Annotated in this window: 14 protein-coding genes and 2 tRNA genes; 9 read left to right on the top strand and 7 right to left on the bottom strand. The window is 64.6% G+C overall.

Translation table 11 applies throughout. The annotated features are described in order from the left end of the window. Both VIN30_RS00460 and VIN30_RS00455 read right to left on the bottom strand, forming a co-directional pair. Positions 1–88, bottom strand: a tRNA-Ser gene (locus tag VIN30_RS00460). Between the two features lie 132 nt (positions 89–220). Continuing rightward, positions 221–1,711: a helix-turn-helix transcriptional regulator gene (locus VIN30_RS00455; RefSeq protein ID WP_338209078.1), complete on the bottom strand. Its 1,491-nt coding sequence runs from the start codon at positions 1,709–1,711 to the stop codon at positions 221–223. Positions 1,712–1,938: 227 nt separating this feature from the next. On the opposite strand from VIN30_RS00455, the gene VIN30_RS00450 reads away from it, so the two are divergent. After that, positions 1,939–3,558, top strand: a complete 1,620-nt coding sequence (locus VIN30_RS00450) for an FAD-binding protein (RefSeq protein WP_338208387.1) — start codon at positions 1,939–1,941, stop codon at positions 3,556–3,558. 236 nt (positions 3,559–3,794) lie between these two features. Here the strand turns inward: VIN30_RS00450 and VIN30_RS00445 are convergent, their stop codons facing one another. Further along, positions 3,795–4,940, bottom strand: coding sequence for a sigma-70 family RNA polymerase sigma factor (locus tag VIN30_RS00445; RefSeq protein ID WP_338208385.1), 1,146 nt, complete (start codon positions 4,938–4,940; stop codon positions 3,795–3,797). Positions 4,941–5,153: 213 nt separating this feature from the next. On the opposite strand from VIN30_RS00445, the gene VIN30_RS00440 reads away from it, so the two are divergent. The 6 genes from VIN30_RS00440 (at position 5,154) to VIN30_RS00415 (ending at position 12,801) form a co-directional block, all read left to right on the top strand. After that, positions 5,154–5,420 carry a hypothetical protein gene (locus tag VIN30_RS00440; RefSeq protein ID WP_338208383.1) on the top strand — a complete coding sequence of 89 codons (267 nt, stop codon included), beginning with the start codon at positions 5,154–5,156 and terminating at the stop codon, positions 5,418–5,420. Positions 5,421–6,502: 1,082 nt separating this feature from the next. Beyond that, positions 6,503–10,225 carry a hypothetical protein gene (locus tag VIN30_RS00435; protein ID WP_338208382.1) on the top strand — a complete coding sequence of 1,241 codons (3,723 nt, stop codon included), beginning with the start codon at positions 6,503–6,505 and terminating at the stop codon, positions 10,223–10,225. Further along, positions 10,222–10,401, top strand: coding sequence for a hypothetical protein (locus tag VIN30_RS00430; RefSeq protein ID WP_338208380.1), 180 nt, complete (start codon positions 10,222–10,224; stop codon positions 10,399–10,401). Before VIN30_RS00435 ends, VIN30_RS00430 begins: the two co-directional genes overlap by 4 nt. A 293-nt stretch (positions 10,402–10,694) precedes the next feature. Next, on the top strand, positions 10,695–11,231 hold the full coding sequence (locus VIN30_RS00425) for a nucleoside deaminase (RefSeq protein ID WP_338208378.1): 537 nt from the start codon (positions 10,695–10,697) through the stop codon (positions 11,229–11,231). Further along, entirely contained in the window at positions 11,228–12,289 is a 1,062-nt protein-coding gene (locus VIN30_RS00420) for a 4-(cytidine 5'-diphospho)-2-C-methyl-D-erythritol kinase (protein WP_338208376.1), read from the top strand. Before VIN30_RS00425 ends, VIN30_RS00420 begins: the two co-directional genes overlap by 4 nt. Positions 12,290–12,438: 149 nt before the next feature. After that, a complete protein-coding gene (locus tag VIN30_RS00415; protein WP_338208374.1) occupies positions 12,439–12,801 on the top strand; it encodes a guanylate cyclase in 363 nt (120 codons plus the stop codon). A gap of 21 nt (positions 12,802–12,822) precedes the next feature. Here VIN30_RS00415 and VIN30_RS00410 read toward each other — a convergent pair whose 3' ends face one another. Continuing rightward, positions 12,823–13,779, bottom strand: coding sequence for an Abi family protein (locus VIN30_RS00410; RefSeq protein ID WP_338208372.1), 957 nt, complete (start codon positions 13,777–13,779; stop codon positions 12,823–12,825). Between VIN30_RS00410 and VIN30_RS00405 the strand changes: the two genes are divergently transcribed. Continuing rightward, entirely contained in the window at positions 13,756–14,202 is a 447-nt protein-coding gene (locus tag VIN30_RS00405; RefSeq protein ID WP_338208370.1) for a hypothetical protein, read from the top strand. The genes VIN30_RS00410 and VIN30_RS00405 overlap by 24 nt on opposite strands. On the opposite strand, the gene VIN30_RS00400 is transcribed toward VIN30_RS00405, so the two are convergent. Further along, positions 14,189–14,279, bottom strand: a tRNA-Ser gene (locus VIN30_RS00400). The two genes, VIN30_RS00405 and VIN30_RS00400, sit on opposite strands and share 14 nt — an antisense overlap. A gap of 214 nt (positions 14,280–14,493) precedes the next feature. Here VIN30_RS00400 and purB point away from each other — a divergent pair. Beyond that, positions 14,494–15,843 carry an adenylosuccinate lyase gene (gene purB, locus VIN30_RS00395; RefSeq protein WP_338208367.1) on the top strand — a complete coding sequence of 450 codons (1,350 nt, stop codon included), beginning with the start codon at positions 14,494–14,496 and terminating at the stop codon, positions 15,841–15,843. 183 nt (positions 15,844–16,026) lie between these two features. On the opposite strand, the gene VIN30_RS00390 is transcribed toward purB, so the two are convergent. Further along, positions 16,027–16,830 carry a TlpA family protein disulfide reductase gene (locus VIN30_RS00390; protein WP_338208365.1) on the bottom strand — a complete coding sequence of 268 codons (804 nt, stop codon included), beginning with the start codon at positions 16,828–16,830 and terminating at the stop codon, positions 16,027–16,029. A 25-nt stretch (positions 16,831–16,855) separates the two neighbouring features. Then, positions 16,856–17,518 (bottom strand): cytochrome c biogenesis CcdA family protein, encoded by a 663-nt coding sequence (locus VIN30_RS00385; protein ID WP_338208363.1) that lies wholly within the window; start codon positions 17,516–17,518, stop codon positions 16,856–16,858. Position 17,519: the final 1 nt, after the last annotated feature.

Here is a 17,519-nt window from a genome sequence, read left to right as displayed (position 1 = left end):
TGGCGGAGGCGGTAGGATTTGAACCCACGGTACCTTTCGGCACGACAGTTTTCAAGACTGCTTCCTTAAGCCACTCGGACACGCCTCCGCATTAGGCGAAACGCAACGCGACCTGCGCATTGTTGCGTTTGAGCGCTGAAAAGGATACCACACCTCGCGGGCAACCGCGCGCACAATCCCGCAAGACGCGTTGCGGCTGGTGGCGTGGCGAATGCCCCGCCTACTCCTCCACGAGGTCGATGAGCTCCTGCTGGGAATGGATGCCCAGCTTCTCGTAAATATGGCGGATGTGCGTGGCCACGGTGTTCTTCGACAGATACAGCGAGTCGCGAATATAGGGGCGGCTGCGCCCCTGGGCCAGCAGCAGGAAGATTTCCGTCTCCCGCGCCGACAGCCCGTGCTCGGCGGCCACAGAAGTGCGGTGCGCTAGAACGACATCCACTTTCTCGGCATACGACGCCATCACGGCATCGGCGGCGCCTTCGCTCCCGGCGCCGCCTTCGCTGGCTGCCGGCTCTGTTCCCCCGACGGCGCTCTCCTCCAGGGTGGCATCCTGGCGCGGCACCAGCAGCGAGGTCAACGCGAAGGCACCCAGCAGAACCAGGCAGAAGAACAACGCGCTCTCCGGATTGCGGATGCCGTCTTGCAGCATGCTGGTCATTCCGTAGCCCGCCAGCACGCCCCCGTAGGCGGCGCCGGCGCCCAGGCCCACATAGAACGTGGCGGAAGGCCGCGTCCGCTGCGACAACCGAATGAAATACAGCATGGTGATGATCTCGATGCCGGTGAACACGGCGTTCATCAGCACGCGGGCGAGGAATGCGGCCAGCTCGTCGTTCAGCGGCGTTGCCACGATACCCACCACGAACGGCACGGTGATCCATCGGTACAGCGACGCCACGTTCACGCGATGCGCGAACAGCACTATACCTGCGGAAAGCGTGACGGCGAACAGCATGCCCACCACGGTGGCCCACGCCTCGGACGTCACCGACATCGTTACCGGCGATGCCGCCGGCGCCGCGCAGCCCAGGGTGTACAGCACGAACACCGCGATCATCATGCGCGCCACAGTGAACGGGGTAGCGGCGAGCGGTTTGAAGTTCGCGGCGTCCTCGGCGGGAATGCGGTTGCGGGAAAGCCCCGTGCGCGACAGCGCCAGCAGAAAACCTGACGCCAGGGGCAGCAGCGCCACCACGGCGCCCGCGGCCAGCGGCGGCAGAGTGGGAATAACCAGCGCACACAGCATCGTGGCCACGAATGACGCGGGGATCACCGTTTCCGTCACCGATGTCTCGATGCGCGCGAACAGGCAGCCCCACAGCACCACCAGGAAAGCGGGGCCGCAGCCGGTGCCCACGCCCGCCGCCAGCGCGCACAAATCCCGCGCGGTTCCCTCGGTGTACCCGCAGGCGATGAGCGCCACGGTTCCCGCAGTGCACAGCAGCGGCGCGCCCGCATACAGCCACGGGCAGCGCGACAGCTCCCGCCGCCTTCCCCATATGGCCACAGCTACGCAGGAGGCCGGCGTCAGCATAGCCGACAGCAGCCATGCGGGATGGGTCTGCAGGGCGCTGGCGGTACCGCTGGCGGAAAGGGGAATGTCCCACAGGCAGATGCCCCACGCGTAAATGAGGCCGAACCCCAAAAGCCGCAATGGCACGTTGATGTCCAGCCGTTCCAGCAGCGTCGGTGCGCTCGCTTTCTGCATTTCGCCCACTGCCCCCTCCTTCTCACCGATGTAACCCTAGGGGAAACACGCCTCTTGAACATCACCTCGTCGCGGTGATTTTAGCAAAGTCTTCCCAGTTCGCGGCCATCACCTCTCTTTGGGGCGATGCGCGGGCGCCCAGGCAGCCCCTACCATGCGTCTCGTTGCAATCACCACGGGCCGGCCGCAGCGCTCGGCCTTACGGGAGGACTCAAGGAGGACAACAAATGGCACTGTCAATGGATCGTCGCTCGTTTCTGGGCTTGGGCGCTCTGGGCGCCCTCACGGCTGGCGCGGGGTTGGCGGGTTGCGCGCCCCAGGCGCAGGACGCCGGCGCGGCGGCGCTGAGCGACACGGGCGAGAGCGCCGCGGACGCCGGCATTCCCCGCAAGGAAGGTTCCGAAACCAAGGAATGCGACGTGGCCATCGTAGGCGCTGGTGCGGCTGGCCTGCAGGCGGCCCTGAAGCTGGCCCGCGGCGGCAAGAAGGTGGTAGTCATCGAGGTGGGCCCGTCGGCCGCTATCTCGAACTTCGCCATGTGCGGCGGCCCCACTGCCTGCGAGACGAAGCTGCAGGAGCAGGAGGACGCCACGGTCACGCTCGACCAGATCTTCACCTACATGAACGACTTCTCGCGCGGCAGCGTGAACAGCGCGCTTTTGCGCAACTGCCTGGCGCACACCGGTGAGGCCATCAACACCATGCTCGACCTCGGCATTGGCATGGACCTCATTCCCGACACCTACGGCGTGGGCTTCCGCGGTCGCCATATGTTCCAGGCCGGCGGTGAAGACCGCGTGGGGCCGCTGGTGGCCGACATTCAGTCCAACGGCGGTGAGTTCCTGTTCAACACCAAGGCCGAGAAGATCATCATGGAAGACGGCGCCGTCGCGGGCGTGCAGACCGACGCGGGCATCGACGTGATGGCCTCTGCCGTGGTGGTGTGCACGGGCGGCTTCGGCGGCAATGAGGACATGCAGCTGGAGAAGCTGAACACGAAGGTGTTCCCCTTGGGCAGCACGCTTTCCGACGGCACGGGCATCAACATGGTGCTGGATGCCGGCGGCGCGTGGGACCGCAACTTCGCGGTGCTGGGCAACGAGTGCGGTGCCGTGTCGAAGGCCACGGTCAGCCCCTTCACGGAAGACTGGCACAACACCAACGAGCACTTGGGCTACTGGCTGTTCGGCGGCCTGTACACCGACCCGGTGGGCGAGCGCTTCATCAGCGAGGGCAAGATTGCCCAGTTCCCGCTGGCCGTGGGCGGCGAGGCGCTGCTGCGCGCCGGCAAGGCTTACGTGATCATGGACGCCGACTACTACAATGCGGTGCAGGGCGATGGCATCTTCGCCTATCTGGGTCAGCCGGCCTCGTGGATTTCCGGTCCCGTTGCCGACTACTACAAGACGACGCCCGAGAACGCCGAGGCGCATCTGCAGGAGGCCATCGAGCAGGGTTGGGCCGTGAAGGCCGACTCCATCGCCGAGATCGCCGAGGCCTTCGACCTGCCGGCGCTGGAGGCCACCGTGGAGAACTACAACCGCTATTGCGAAACCGGCGTCGACGAGGAATACGGCAAGGAGGCCCACTTCCTGAAGGCCGTGAAGACCGCCCCGTTCTACGCGTTCGAGTACGTGCCCAGTTGCTGGTCCACCAACGGCGGCGTGAAGGTGGACAGCCATCTGCGCGCCGTGGACAAGGAGAACCGCGCTATTCCCGGCCTGTACGTGGCCGGCGTTGACCAGGGCAGCGTGTACAGCGTGCCTTACTACACCAACGAGGGCTCTTCGGTGGGTCTGGCCATCGGTGCCGGCGCCTACGTGGCCGAGGAAATCCTGAACGCCTAAGCTCCATCCGGCGCGCTTCTGCGCCTTTCCCTTGTGGGCCCCGTTGCCGCTTTCCCTCCCTGCGGTAACGGGGTCTTTGGGTTTTAGGGCGGGCTAAAGCCCGCCCCTACAGAGGGGGTCGGGGCAGCTTTAGGGCGGGCTAAAGCCCGCCCCTACAGGGATGGGAGGTGTCCTGCGGAGAGGTGGGAGGCATCCTGCAGAAGGGCTGGGGGGCGGGAGAAATGAAGGGAGCGTACTTACGAGTTCGGGCCCACTGACACGGGGTCGTCGGAATAAATCTCGCAGGTGATCTCGCCGGCGGATTCGTTGCCCGCCTCGTCTACGGCGTGGGCCTCGTAGGTACCGGTGGGCAGGTTGAAGCGCCAGGCGCTGCGGGCCGGCGTGCCCGGAGCGTCCTCGTGCGATGCCGGGTGGTACACCGTGCCGTCGGGCCCTTCGCACCACACGTCGCGCACGCCCGTTTCGTCGGTGAAGCGCAGCACCGTGGTGCCGTCTTCCACGCGCACGCTGTCCAGCTGGGGCGCGGTGGTGTCCACCTCGGCGGAAGAGGCGGCTGGCACGCCGGCCTCCTCGATGACCACCGGTTGCGCCTCGGCCACTGGCTCGGCCGGCGGAGGTGCCAGCACCGCGAAGGCCACGGCTCCGGCCGTCACGCCGATGGCGGCTGCGCCCACCGCGCCCGTGGCCAGCGAGAACCACGGCCGCCGCCGTTCCAGCGCCCGCGCGCCGGCGGCCATGCGCGACTCCACCGCGTCGGCCAAAGCACCCGACAGCCCCAGGGCGCCCCACGGAGCCAGGCCCATCTTCGTGCGCAGGGTCAGCAGCGCTCGCGACAGGGTGCGCTTCACGGTGTTGCGCGACGACTCCAGCGCCTCGGCAATCTCGTCGATTTTCGCTCCCTGGTAGTAGCGCATCACCACGCAGGCGCGCTCGAAATCGGTCAGCTCCTCGCGCAGCGCGCGGGCCAGGCGCCGGTGCTCGTCGGCCGCGATGGCCGCCGATGCCGGGTCGGTGCTGGTGTCGTGCAGGGCGGCCGCCACCTCGTCGGTCGCATCATCGCCCTCCAGGGCGTCGGGCTCCAGCGGCACGCTGCGCCGTGCGCGCTGGGCGCGTTCCGCTTGCTGGCGGCACAGGTTGCGCCCCACCGACCCCAGGTATCCCAGCACGGCGTAAGGCTGCACGTTCTGGATGTTGCGCCACGCGATCAGATACAGCTCTTGCAGCAGATCGGCCGCCGCATCGTAGCCCACCTTGGCGGCCATCAGGTAAAACTGCGCCTGGGCCGTGCGGCGGTATAGCTCGTCGAAGGCCGCCCGGTCACCCGCCTGCGCCTGCGTGACCAGTCGGGCCAGCGCCTCGCGATCCCGTTGATTCCGCGCCACTGCGCCACCGCCTTCCGCTCCGCCTGCGATTCGTGGCGCCTATCATAGCGTGAACCAACCCCCAACGAAAGCGCCCAATCGGCCGCTACTCCCCGAAAAGGTCAGAATGCGTTCCCGTGCGAACGGCGCATCCTGTCGTTTAAATATGTCTTACAATTACGAAAGACATATTTGGAAAACGCTGCAGGAGACGGGGTTGGGAAGGTGAGCGGTATGGCGGTGACGACACAAAACGGCTCTGTGGTGAGCGAGGCTCGGCTTGAGGAAATGGCGCACATGTTCGAGCATGGCGAATGGCCCGAAGGGAGCACGCGCGTTGTGCGCGGACGTCCGCTGAAGCTGGGCGAGGAACTCGTTTCGGTGACGTTCAAGATTCCCGCGAGCGAGTTGTCGGCCATGGACGCGCGGGTGAAGAGTGAGGGAATCTCCCGGTCCGACTATCTGCGACGCTTGGTGGGGCGGGATTTGGCGTTCGCTTAGGGCATTGGAAGGACGGAATTTTTCGTCCGGTGAAAAATATGGGCCGTTTTGCTTGTTGACCCGATTCTTCCCCTGATGGACTATACCTAGGCGCCCGCCGGCTGTGAGAGAGACCGCGGGCTCATCGAGGAGAGACGGCAATGAGAACCCGGAGAGAGGCCCGGTTATTTCGTCGCGTTATCGCTTCTGTCGACGATGAACGGGGAGAAGGAACGGCAGCGGACGGACGAAAGTGTCGCAGGGGTCTTCTCGCGCGTATCGCGAAGGCTACGCTGGCGGTTGTCTTGGTTGCCGGACTGGTGCCATTGCTGCCTGCGCCTCCTGTTGTGGAAGAAGCTGAGGCGCTTGAGGGCACGACGAACTATAAGGATTTCTTTACTATTGGAGATCGGGATGGTGCCCCCGGGAGCATTACGGGAAGTACGCTGATTGCTGGCAGAACTGACTATTCGTGGGCCTATGGGTATCGGGGCGATCGCTGGGCGAGCAGCGCCGCCTTCGTGAGTAAGAACATGGTGTCGTTGAGTCATGATTGGGCCATACGCGTTCGGGTTAATACAACGGAGCCATGTTCGGCTCTGGCAACTTCATCCACAAGTCAAATAAAATGCAATTTCCAAGCTGGCCTTTCCTATACATCAGATCCAGCAGACTTGAATGGAGTTATGGGTCTCATGGTACGCGGGTGGGTGAGGGGCCAGGGGAGGAGCACCGAGATAAGAACATGCAACATCACCAATAGCCTAGCGGCTGGCATTATCGGCAGCGCGGACACGACCCTTCCATCGCAGGACTCTTACGATGCAGTCTTGCAGTATCAGTATTCTTCAAACACTCTTACTTTGTCTGCGGCTGGCAAGAGCAGGTCTTGTACGGTGCCAAATAAAGTGGCGAAAAGCCCCTATATTTTTCTGCAATGTACAATTAATTGGAAGAATGGCTCCACAACGGTCGCGGATGCTCCTTCAAATATGTTGTCTACCATCGAATTTCAAGCGATGAGTCTGCCTCACCTTGACCCCGTAATTCAAGATGTCGCGTTATATCGAGAAGATGGCACGCTTATCAGCAAGGACGATATCGTGGTGCCGGGCGAGAATGTGCAGGTGCGCTGCAAAGTGAAGAACGCCTATGCCTCCCCCGGCGGCGAGATATATGGGATGCATGTGAAGCAGGTCAACACGTCCTCCTACCCTACGAAGGGGCTCGTCGCCTTCTACGACGCCTCCCATCCCGTAGAGGTGGGGTACGGCGGTTCGACTCCCTCGCCGGTGGCCACGGCCGCTGGGCCCGACACGCCGACGGGGTCCAACGGCGTGCCGATCAGCTTGATAGGAAGCAATGTGACGGAGATCCGCTACTGGTGTACCGTGGCCGGCGTCTCAGGCGGGGCCGTAGTGCTGTCGCAGCAGTTGATTGAGGACACGTTTCAGGGCAGCCAGTACGCCACCACGGAGTTGATGGCCGAGCAGTCGCTGCGGCCGCCGACGAATCCTGACGATCCCGACAGCTGGGGTGAGGCGGGACATGACTACCACTACACGCGCCTGCCCCAGCCGAACGAGAACGGCTGGAATACGACGCCGGTCTCGGTGCAGTTCTTCGCAGGCGACTTCAACCAGCTGGCCCTCACTCCCGCCAACGGCGACGCGGCGGTCACTTTGTCCGACCAGCAGGTGTGGACGCGCTCGGACGACACCGACGGCTACGATGTGGAGATCAAGGCGACCAATACAACTAGTGGAGAGGTCTCCAGCAAGAAGACGGGCACCATCAAGATCGACACCTGGGCGCCGCGCATCGAGAGGGATGCGGCGCTCGAGGCCTACACGCTCACCGACGTTCCCTCCGACCCGTCGAAGGCGACGTCGGGCATCTGGCGGCTGTACCGCACGGGGTCGTCGGGCGCGGTGGCGTCGGGCGCGAGGGCCGGGGTCTACAGGCCGTTCGACCTGACGGACGGCGACGGGAAGCCCACCCAGGCCGTCGGCAAGCTGCCCAACGGCTACTACGTCGCCGAGGACGCGGCGGGCAACCTGTCGGCGCCGCTGAAGGTGTCGTCCACCGAGCCGCCCGCCGTCGAGCGGCCGGCGGGCAGCGTCCTGGGCCCCTCCGACCCGGGCTACGCGCCGCCCGTGGGGCCGGAGCTGGGGCCGGGCTCCGACCCGGTGCCCGCGCCGAAGGTCACGGAGGACGGCGAGGGTCTCAGGCACGCGGTGATCGAGGAGAGCGTGTCCGAGATGATAGACCCGGCGTCGCCGCCCTTCGGAGGGCTGCTGGAGAAGTCCGAGGCCTCGGCCATGATGGACTACCGCTACGCGGCCACGTCCACGGCCGCGCCGGTGTCCGTCTCCGACGAGCTGCTGGACGCCGCGGGCAACGCGATCGCCTCCTTCGACACGAAGGCTCCCGGCGAGTGCACCGTCCGCCGTGTCATCACCGACGCCCAGGGCAACACGACCACCATCCTGCTGCACTACGCCACCATTCGGGACAACTGCCCCCTGGTGCGCCCGATTGTGCCCGTGGACCCCAACGACCCCGACGGTCCGACGGAGCCTGGCGACCCGGTTTCCCCGTCTGGCCCGGTGACCACCGATCCCGACGGCACCCAGCACGCCACGGTGGATTGCGAGGCAACCGAGGCGACGGGCCCGGGGACCATGGACCAGGTCGGCGCGCTCGCGCTGCTGGAGCGCCACTTCAATGTGGCGACGTTGGACGACGCGCGCGTGCATCTGACGGTGCAGTCCATGAAGGAACTCGCGGGCGGCGACGTGTCGTCCATCGACCTTTCCCGGCCGGCCGACTACCTTATCACCTACTTGGCGGCCGACGACGAGGGCAATACCACCACGGTTCGCCTGACGTATCACCTGGTCAAGAGCAAGGCGCCGGAAGTGAAGCCACGTCCGACGCCCACCGATCCGGATCCGGCACCGCTGGAGCCGAGTGATCCTCCCCATATTCATCCCGACGGCACGCACCATGCGGTGATGTCCGACAAGATGCGCGTGCCCGCGCAGACCGGCGCGACGCTTTCGCTTCAGGCTGCGCGCGAGCTGATGGAAGGCCGCTACACCTTCGCCGCCCTCGGGGGCGGTGCCACGACCGAGCGATCGCTGACCATGGCGACCGCCAGCGGCGATCCCGTGGGATCTATCGACCTGTCAAAGCCCGGTGCCTACCTCATCTCCTACACGCGGTCCGACGCCGACGGCAACACTTCGACGGTGAATCTGACCTACGAGGTGTTTCGCGACGAGTGCCCTGTCATACGGCCGCTGAAGCCGACCGACCCCGCCGACCCCACGGGGCCGAAGCAGCCCGGAGAGCCGATCGAGCCCTTGGGTCCGGTGACGGAGGGCCCCGACGGTGCGCAGTCCGTCGAGGTGGAGTGCGAGGTGACGGAGGCCGTCTGCCACGGCACCATGGACGGCTCGGGCGCCGAGGCCCTGCTGCGGCGCCACTTCCTGCCCACCGACGTGGACGGCGGCAGCGGGGTGACCGTCACCGTGCAGTCGATGAAGAACGCCGCCGGCAACCAGCTGTCGGCCATCGACACGTCCCGCGCGGCCGACTACCTGATCACCTACTTGGTGCGCGACGCGGCCGGCAACAGCACCACCGTGCGGCTCACCTACCACCTGGTGAGCTCCCGCGTTCCCGGCGCCGTCGTCACGCCCGACCCCGGCACCGACCCGAATCCGCAGCCGGGTGACGACCCCCTGAACCCCAAGCCGCGGCCCATCGACCCGGCCTACCCGCCCACCGTGGCGCCCGACGGCACCCAGCACGCCGACATCGAGGACGCCATGTACGTGAAGGTGCAGCCCGGCGGCAGCCTGACCATGGCCGACGCCCGCAGCCTCATGCTGCGCCGCTACACCTTCACGCCCGAGGGCGGCGGCGCTATGAAGGAGCTGGCGCTGGCCCTGGCCGACGCCCAGGGCCGCGCGGTGAACGCCATCGACCTCTCCCGCCCGGGCTCGTGGCGCATCACCTGGAAGGTGGCCGACCAGAACGGCAACACCGTCACCATCCGTCTGCGCTATATGGTTACATCCAGCTCGCCCTCGGTGACGCCTTCGCAACCTGGCGGGTCCGAGGGACCGGGCGGCACCGACCCCGGCAATCCCGGCGGCACGCCGCCGGGCACGCCGCTGGCGCCTTCCGAGGTGACCGTGGACCCCGACACGGGGCTCACCCATTCTGTGGTGGAGGACCACGTGATCGTGAGTACGGCCGACGAGCGGGTAACGCCGGAGGCCATGAGCGCGTTCATCGCAAGCCGCTATGCGTTCGCGGCTGACGACGGCACCGCAGGCAACACGCGCAGCGCGGTCACGCGCGGCGAGGTGCACCTGTTCGACGCCTATCGCAAGGCGGTGAACGCCATCGATCGCTCGGCGCCGAGCCTGTGGTACGCCGACCAGACGATAGCCGATGCTTGGGGCAACACCACCACCCTGCGCCTCGCCTACGAAGTGCGCGAGAGCACTGCCGGCGGCTCCATGGACGGTACGGGCAACGGCAACGGCGATGGCTCGGGTGCGGGCAATGGCGGCAACGGCTCGGGCGCGGGCAACGGCTCGGGCGACGGCGCGGGCCGTGGCTCTGGCTGGGCCTCCCGCATTCACGAGCTTCCGCAAACTGGCGGCATTCTGGGTCCGTGTCCGCTGCACCCCCTGTTCGCGCTGATGATTCTGCTCACCAGCGCCTACACCATGATGCGCCTGCGCCAAGAGGCACGCGCTCACGGCGAAGGCGACGCGCGCCGTAAGTGGGGAAGGAGCTGTTCGTGAAACCCTTCGACGTAGTGCTGTACATCACCGTCGGCCTGGGTGCCGTGGTGCTCGCCAGCGTGGGCCTGTGCGCCGCCGACTGGGCGTGGGCCGCGGCCACGGTGCTGGTCGTGATCTTCTGGTCGTGGCTGCTGTACCGCAAGATTCATCAATACGACGACCCCGAGGAAGAGTAGCAAGCACCCCGCCGACCGCAGCTTCGCGAAAATCCGCCCCGATTTCCGGTTTTCCACCGCTGCGGGCCGAAAACAAGGCGCGATTTCCAGATTTCCACGTTTTAGGGGGACAAAACCGTGGAAATCTGGAAATTGAGGCAGATTTTCGACGCACTCTTCGCGGCTGCGTTCGGCGGGCGCTGTCGCCCCGCGTCCCATTCGGGTCCGTAGCCCGCCAGTCCGGCGACGGAGATTTGGAAGAGTGCAGCCAGCCCTTCCCGGCCGCGTTCGTCGCATTCGCTATAATCACTTCCATGAACGAGCATCGGAGCGCGCAAGAGCAGCAACAACTGGACGAACAGTACATGGCCCTGGCCTTGGAAGAGGCCCAGGCGGCTGGCGCTGCGGGCGAGGTACCCATCGGCGCCGTGGTGGTGTACGAGCCTATCGACCGTGGTACGCGGCGTCCCTTGGCCGAGCCGCGGGTGATCGCCCGCGCCCATAATAGGCGCGAGACCGATTGCGATCCGGCGGGGCACGCGGAGTTCATCGCCATGAAGGAGGCCGCGCGCGTGCTGGAGGCGTGGCGGCTGTCCGATTGCACGGTGTACGTGACCTTGGAACCCTGCATCATGTGCGCGGGCCTGATGCACCAGGCGCGCATCGCCCGGTGCGTGTACGGCGCGCCCGATCAGAAGGCCGGCGCGCTGGGCACGCTGTACCGCATTCACGCCGACGAGCGCCTGAACCACCAGTTCGAAGTTACGCCCGGCATGAACGAGGAGGCGTGCGTGGAACTGCTGCGCAATTTCTTCCGCGCCCGCCGGAAGAAGCGAAAGGATGGCGAATGATTGACAACGCTCAGCGCAATCGCGAAGCTGAGGTGAACCTGCTGGCTGCTGCCCGCGACGCTCAGTGGTCGGCTACGACGTTTCTGGGGCCGGGGTCGCTGAAGCTCGTGTCGCCGGCGAAGGTGAACTTGTTGCTGGCCATCGGCGCGGTTCGTCCCGATGGCTATCATGAGGCGCGCACTATCATGCACGCCCTGGCGTTGCACGACACGATGTACGTGCATGCCGCCCCGGCTTCTGCCGACGAGGTGGCACGAGCGGCCACGGAGTCGCGCGCCGAGGTTGCGGTGGGCGGTCCCGCGGAAAACCTGCTGGTGAGCATCGACCTGTCCGATCGCACGGGGCAGGGTCTTGCGGTGGCTGCCGCCGACAACCTGGTGTTCAAGGCGGCCGACGCGTTGGCCCGTGCCTTGGATCGTCGCGATTGCGAGCGCGTGTCGGTGCGCATCGAGAAGCACATTCCGGCCCAGGGCGGCTTGGGCGGCGGTTCGTCGAACGCCGCCACCATGCTGGTGGCCTTGGCCCAGCTTTGGGACGTTCCCGCCGATGACGATCGCGTGGTGGCCGTGGCGCGCTCGCTTGGCGCCGATGTGGCGTTCTTCCTGCAGGGCGGTTGCGCGCAGCTGGGCGGTACGGGCGATACGCTGGAGCGCACGCTGGCTCCGTCGCGCCAGGCGGTGGTGCTGGTGAAACCCGCAGACGGCGTATGCACCGCCGAGGCCTATCGCCGCTTCGACGAGCGACCGACGCCCGTGCAACCCGCGGTGCTGGAAGCGGCCTGCGCTGCCGCCGATGCCGCCGACGTTCCCCTGGTCAACAACCTGGCCCCCGCCGCCGAGGCCCTGCTGTCCGAGCTGGTTGCGGTGCGCCAGTGGCTGGCCGACCGGGTGGGCGCCCAAAACGTGCTGCTGTGCGGCAGCGGTTCGGCCACGTTCGCCCTGGTGGACGACTACGATGCCGCGAGCGCCCTGGCCCTGGCCGCTGGCAAGCAGGGTTGGTGGGCGCGCCCGACCAACCTGTCGGGTCTGCGCGCCGCCATCGTTCCCAGCCGCCGCTAGCGCGTTGCCCCGCCGTACGTCGGCTCGGCTTCGCTCTGCCTTGCACGCGAACGTAACGAACCTCTGGAGAGCGGCGGTTGTCGCGCCGAAATGGCCGGGCTGCCGATAGAATGGGCGAAGACAACCGCGCTTGCTGAAAGGAGCATGCCATGGGACTCATCGCCCGCCTCTCCCGCATCGTGCCCCTGATTATCCTGCTGGCGCTGGTGGCGGGCGTCATTTACCTGGTGGTCACCTACCGCCATTCCCCGGCCCGCGCCAAAGAGGTGCTCATTCAGGTGTTCACCTGGGTGTGCGGCGTCATCAGCGGCTTCTTCGCGCTGGCCTCGGTGTACGCGCTCTTTGACCACGCCCCGGCCGTGCTCGACCTCACGCTGAGCTTCATGGCCGTGGGTCTGGTGGGCTTGGCCATCACCCGCCTGTGCAACCGCCGCTTCCTCAAGAACAACCCCAGCTACCGCAAAAAGCGCCTTGCCGCCACCACCCACCGTCGCTGGCCTTGGCATCGGTAGCGTTGCTTACTATCAGCTGGCTTATAGCGGATCGGATGCTGCTGACATTGCGGCAGCATCCGCTTCTATATTGGGTGCGAGCATATTCATGTCGCTTAAGACCGATGGGAGGATAGGCCCATTCGCCTTGCTCAGGTATTCTCCAACAAGGGCCCTATATGATAGGGCCAGTTCAATCATTTCGTCTCGCGGGAGAACAAGTTGAATGAGGCTCAGGGCTCCGTCGAGTCGGGCACCTTTAACCTCGGCGCAATAGATGCGTTCGTCGTGGGCGCACATGTTGCGGAATTCGACGAGTACTCCAAACACTCTGAGCAAGTCGTGAGGGGTGATCCGCTGAGAATTGCCTGATACTTCTCCGACGATTTTGCATGCGTCATTCTGCACGCCGCGTTTTTGAAGTTGATAAAAATGCTCCATGTTCCCAAAGGTAAGGTCGTTTTGGAGAACCCACAGGGGCACCATCCCGTATGCCTCTAGGTAATGCTTTACGAATGGCCGCGTTCTTTTGTTGATCGCGAGCTTCCCGTTGAGGATTTTCATGAGGGTTGCCAAGTTCTTGCGATGTTCGTCTCGCTTGCTGCCCGCGAAAGTTTTTGGGAAAAGCATATCTTTGGCGGTTGTATAGTTCTCGCGATCAAGATAGGCGGCGGGAGAGGTGTTTCTCTCGCAAAACGAGTAGACGACAGCATTTTTGAGAATGGATTCAACGCGGGTCAGATAGGGGAATATGAGGGATCTCATGTCTCGATCGAACAAGAACAATTCGTAAATTTGCGAAAACGCCGTGCCTTCTCGATAAACATCTTCAGCTGTATGCTGCATTGCCTCGCGATCGAGAAAAGGCGACTTGTATCCATTGATTATGGCGTAGTAGCTCTCCCGTTTTATGATGTCGATTGTTTTGGAGTCGGTTGTTATGCCTCGTGACTCCATGAGGGCAACGAGCTCCTCGTGCGTTTTAAACCCCTTGACCATGCATCCTCCCCGAAAATCAAAAGGCCGCCACCGGCGGGTGGCGACCTTTCTTTGTCACCGCCTCACGTAGAGTCCACGGCAACTGCATCACTGGCAGTTACTCTAACAAGAGGGGGTGCGTGTGGTCAACCAGAAATTAAAAATCGCGCCAAATTCTTTGAAAGCTCACCGCCACCACCCACCGCCGCTGGCCTTGGGGAAAATAAAAACGCCCCGATAAGTCAATTAAAAGAACTCGCAGATTTGGCAAAAGTCAACGAGGCTTTCTGCGGCATTTCAGATTCGCCCGCCTTTGCACCAAGTTGGCTTCGCCAACGCCGCGTGCAAAACAAGGGTGAAGATGAAATGCGGCAGAAAGCCGCAGCATCGAGAGGTTCGTTCGTCTCGTCAGAGCGAACGAAACAAAGAATGGCGGAGGAGTAGGGATTCGAACCCTAGATGCCCTTGTGGGGCATACTCACTTAGCAGGCGAGCACCTTCGGCCTCTCGGTCACTCCTCCGCGTAACAATGCATCTTACCCGAGCCGGCCGCATTCTGCAATGAGATATTTTCCCGCTGCGCAAAGAATCCCGTTGACTTGTTCACGATGACGACCTCGCGGCACCTCGGCGCATCCGAAAGCGGCGCTTGAGCGAGAAGTCCCGACGAATCGGGCTGTTTCTGGTACCCTGTTCACCACGAGAGCACGCAGGGCATGAGGAAAGGAAACGCACGTGATCGGTCGCTACACTCGCCCCGAAATGGGCCGCATTTGGGAACTCGAGAACAAGTTCGCCATCTGGAAGGAGATCGAGGTGCTGGCCTGCGAGGCCCAAGCCGAGCTCGGCCAGGCGGGCATTACCAAGGAAGAGGCCCAGTGGATTCGCGACCACGCCGACTTCACGGTGGAGGAGATCGACGAGATCGAGAAGGTCACCAACCACGATGTCATCGCGTTCACTACCTGCATGGCCAACTACATCGATGCCGACATTCCCGAAGGCGCCGAGAAGCCGAGCCGCTGGGTGCACTACGGCATGACCTCCTCCGACTTGGGTGACACGGCCCTGTCCTACCAGGTCACCCAAGCCTGCGACATCATCATCGACGACATCAAGCGCCTCGGTGCCACCTGCAAGCGCCGTGCCTTCGAGTTCCAGAACACGCTGTGCGTCGGCCGCACCCACGGCATCCACGCCGAGCCCATGACCTTCGGCATGAAGTTCGGCAGCTGGGCCTGGGCCCTGAAGCGCGCCCTCACGCGCATGGAGGAGGCCCGCGCCGTGGCCGCCACTGGCGCCATTTCGGGCGCGGTGGGCACCTATTCCTCCATCGACCCCTCTGTGGAAACCTACGTGTGCGAGAAGCTGGGCCTCACGCCCGACCCGCTGTCCACCCAGGTGCTCGCCCGCGACCGCCACGCCCAGGTGATGGCCGCGCTCGCGGTGACCGCCTCCACTTTGGAGTCCATTGCCATGCAGGTGCGCTTGCTGCAGCAGTCCGACGTCATCGAGGCGGAAGAGCCGTTCACCAAGGGCCAGAAGGGGTCCTCGGCCATGCCCCACAAGCGCAATCCCATCACGGCCGAGCGCGTGTGCGGCCTGGCCCGCGTGGTGAAAGCTAACGCCCAGGTGGCCTTCGACAACGTGGCCCTGTGGTTCGAGCGCGACATCTCGCATTCCGGCGCCGAGCGCGTGGTGCTGGCCGATAGCTTCACGGCGCTTGATTACATGTTCGCGAAGATGCAGTGGATGCTCGACGGGCTGCAGACCTACCCTGCCAAGATGGAGCACAACCTGTGGCGCACCAAGGGTCTCATCTTCTCCAGCAAGGTGCTGCTGGCCCTGGTGGACGCCGGCATCACCCGCGAGGACGCCTACGTTATCGTGCAGCGCAACGCCATGAAGGTGTGGGAAGGCATCCAGAACGCCGTGGACGGCCCCACCTACCGCGAGCGCCTGGAGGCCGACGATGAGGCCGCCGCGCTGCTGTCGGTCGAGAAGCTGGACGAGATCTTCGACCCGTGGGACTTCCTCACCCGCAAGGACGTGGTCTTTGACCGCTTGCAGGAGCTGGAGTTCTAAAAGGCCATCGTCTGCAGGCGATAGGAAGCAACTAAAGATGGGCGGGGGCGGCTGAAGCTGCCCCCGCTTCGATGTTACAAGAGGCGCGGTCTTCCCGCGCCTCGTTTCCGTAGGGGCCGGCTTGAGCCGGCCCGATGCTTCGGCGAGAAGAAACGCAAGGATTCGAATTCTACCGCTATCCGTTTACGAAGTGGCGCCATCCGTCAGCATCTGGATGCCCTCTTCCAGGACTGATTCGCTCATGGCTCCGCGCACGCCGGCGACGATGTTGCCGTCGGCGTCGATGAGGTAGGTCTGCGGGATGCTGGTCACGCCGAAGGCCACCGCGGCGCTGTTGTCCACGTCGTAGTACACGGGGAAGGTGTAGCCGTTCTGCTGAATGAGGGCGCTGGCGGCTTCCTCGGTCTCGCCGCCCATGCCGGTCATGTTCACGGCCACGAATTGCACCTGGTCGCCGTATTTCTGGAAGGCGTCCTGGATGGCCGGCATCTCGCTGGTGCAGGGGCCGCACCAGCTGGCCCAGAAGTTCAGCAGCACCGGTTTGCCGCGGAAATCGGCCAGGGTGAGGGTCTGCCCCTCGGCATCGCTCATGGTGAACTCGGGGGCTGCCGTGGCGTTGGTGTCGTCGGCGTCGGCTTCGGTGGTGCCCACCTCGGCCGCGTTGGCGCCGTTGCCGTTGGGGTCGGTGTCGTCGGTGGGCACCTCGGTGGTGGTGACCACGTTGCCGCCCGACAGGGACGGCTCGGCTCCGGGCACCAGCGCGTTGTAGGCCACGCCCGCGCCAATGAGCAGCACGGCGAACGCCACCACGGCGATGATCACGCCGCGATGCGTTTTTCGGTCGGCCTGCTCGCCCGCAGGGGTGGCGGCCCGACGCGCCTCTGCCTCTTCGACTGCCGCCAGGGTCGCGCCGATCTGCTGGCCGCGCTCCTCGGGGGATTGGGGCGTCGTCTCGCCAGTGCCTTGGGGTTTCTCGTTCTCGCTCATGTTCCCAACCTTTCTCGTTTACGCGCTAGCTGAGCAGCCGCAGGAAGCCGCCGAGCAGCCCCGTGGCCATCAGCGCTCCCACGGCCACCAAGAACCAGCCGCACACTTTGTTGATGATGTCGTAATGACGCTTGATGGCCGCGAAGGCCCCCTTCAGCTTGTCGATGAGCACAGCCGCCGCTACGAAGGGAATGCCCAGGCCAGCTGAGTAGCACAGAAGCAGAATGATGCCCTGTACCACCGAGGCTTGCTGCGATGCCAGCATCAGCGCCGACCCTAGAAACGCTCCCACGCAAGGAGTCCAGCCCACCGAGAAGATGATGCCGAACAGCACCGACGAGAAAAACCCCAGCTGACGCCCGGCCAGCGGGTTTTTGCCTCCGCGGAACAGGTTCACCTTGATGATACCCAGAAAGTACAGGCCGAAGGCGATCACCACCAGGCCGCACACCACGTTCACCGCCGTCTGGTGCTGGATGAAGAACGCGCCCACACTGGATGCCAGCGCGCCCATAGCCACGAACACGCAGGTGAATCCCAGCACGAACCCCAGGGCGTTGCGCAGCACTATTGGCGTGCGCACTTCCTCGCCGGCGGCGAAGTAGGTGACGTAGATGGGGATCATCGGCAGCAGGCACGGCGACACGAAGGTGATGATGCCCTCGAGGAAGGTGATGAGGTAGGTCATG

It is taken from the genome of Adlercreutzia wanghongyangiae (assembly GCF_035989245.1).
GTDB lineage: Bacteria > Actinomycetota > Coriobacteriia > Coriobacteriales > Eggerthellaceae > Adlercreutzia > Adlercreutzia wanghongyangiae.
The sequence above is the reverse complement of the archived record's forward strand: the minus strand, read 5'-3'. Positions and strand labels throughout refer to the sequence as shown.

Bases quoted from the DNA above. Each gene is read 5' to 3' on its own strand.
- VIN30_RS00410 (WP_338208372.1), bottom strand. From the start codon at position 13,779: ATGGTCAAGGGGTTTAAAACGCACGAGGAGCTCGTTGCCCTCATGGAG.
- VIN30_RS00420 (WP_338208376.1), top strand. From the start codon at position 11,228: ATGATTGACAACGCTCAGCGCAATCGCGAAGCTGAGGTGAACCTGCTG.
- VIN30_RS00450 (WP_338208387.1), top strand. From the start codon at position 1,939: ATGGCACTGTCAATGGATCGTCGCTCGTTTCTGGGCTTGGGCGCTCTG.
- VIN30_RS00385 (WP_338208363.1), bottom strand. From the start codon at position 17,518: ATGACCTACCTCATCACCTTCCTCGAGGGCATCATCACCTTCGTGTCG.
- VIN30_RS00440 (WP_338208383.1), top strand. From the start codon at position 5,154: ATGGCGGTGACGACACAAAACGGCTCTGTGGTGAGCGAGGCTCGGCTT.
- VIN30_RS00390 (WP_338208365.1), bottom strand. From the start codon at position 16,830: ATGAGCGAGAACGAGAAACCCCAAGGCACTGGCGAGACGACGCCCCAA.
- VIN30_RS00425 (WP_338208378.1), top strand. From the start codon at position 10,695: ATGAACGAGCATCGGAGCGCGCAAGAGCAGCAACAACTGGACGAACAG.
- VIN30_RS00415 (WP_338208374.1), top strand. From the start codon at position 12,439: ATGGGACTCATCGCCCGCCTCTCCCGCATCGTGCCCCTGATTATCCTG.
- VIN30_RS00455 (WP_338209078.1), bottom strand. From the start codon at position 1,711: ATGCAGAAAGCGAGCGCACCGACGCTGCTGGAACGGCTGGACATCAAC.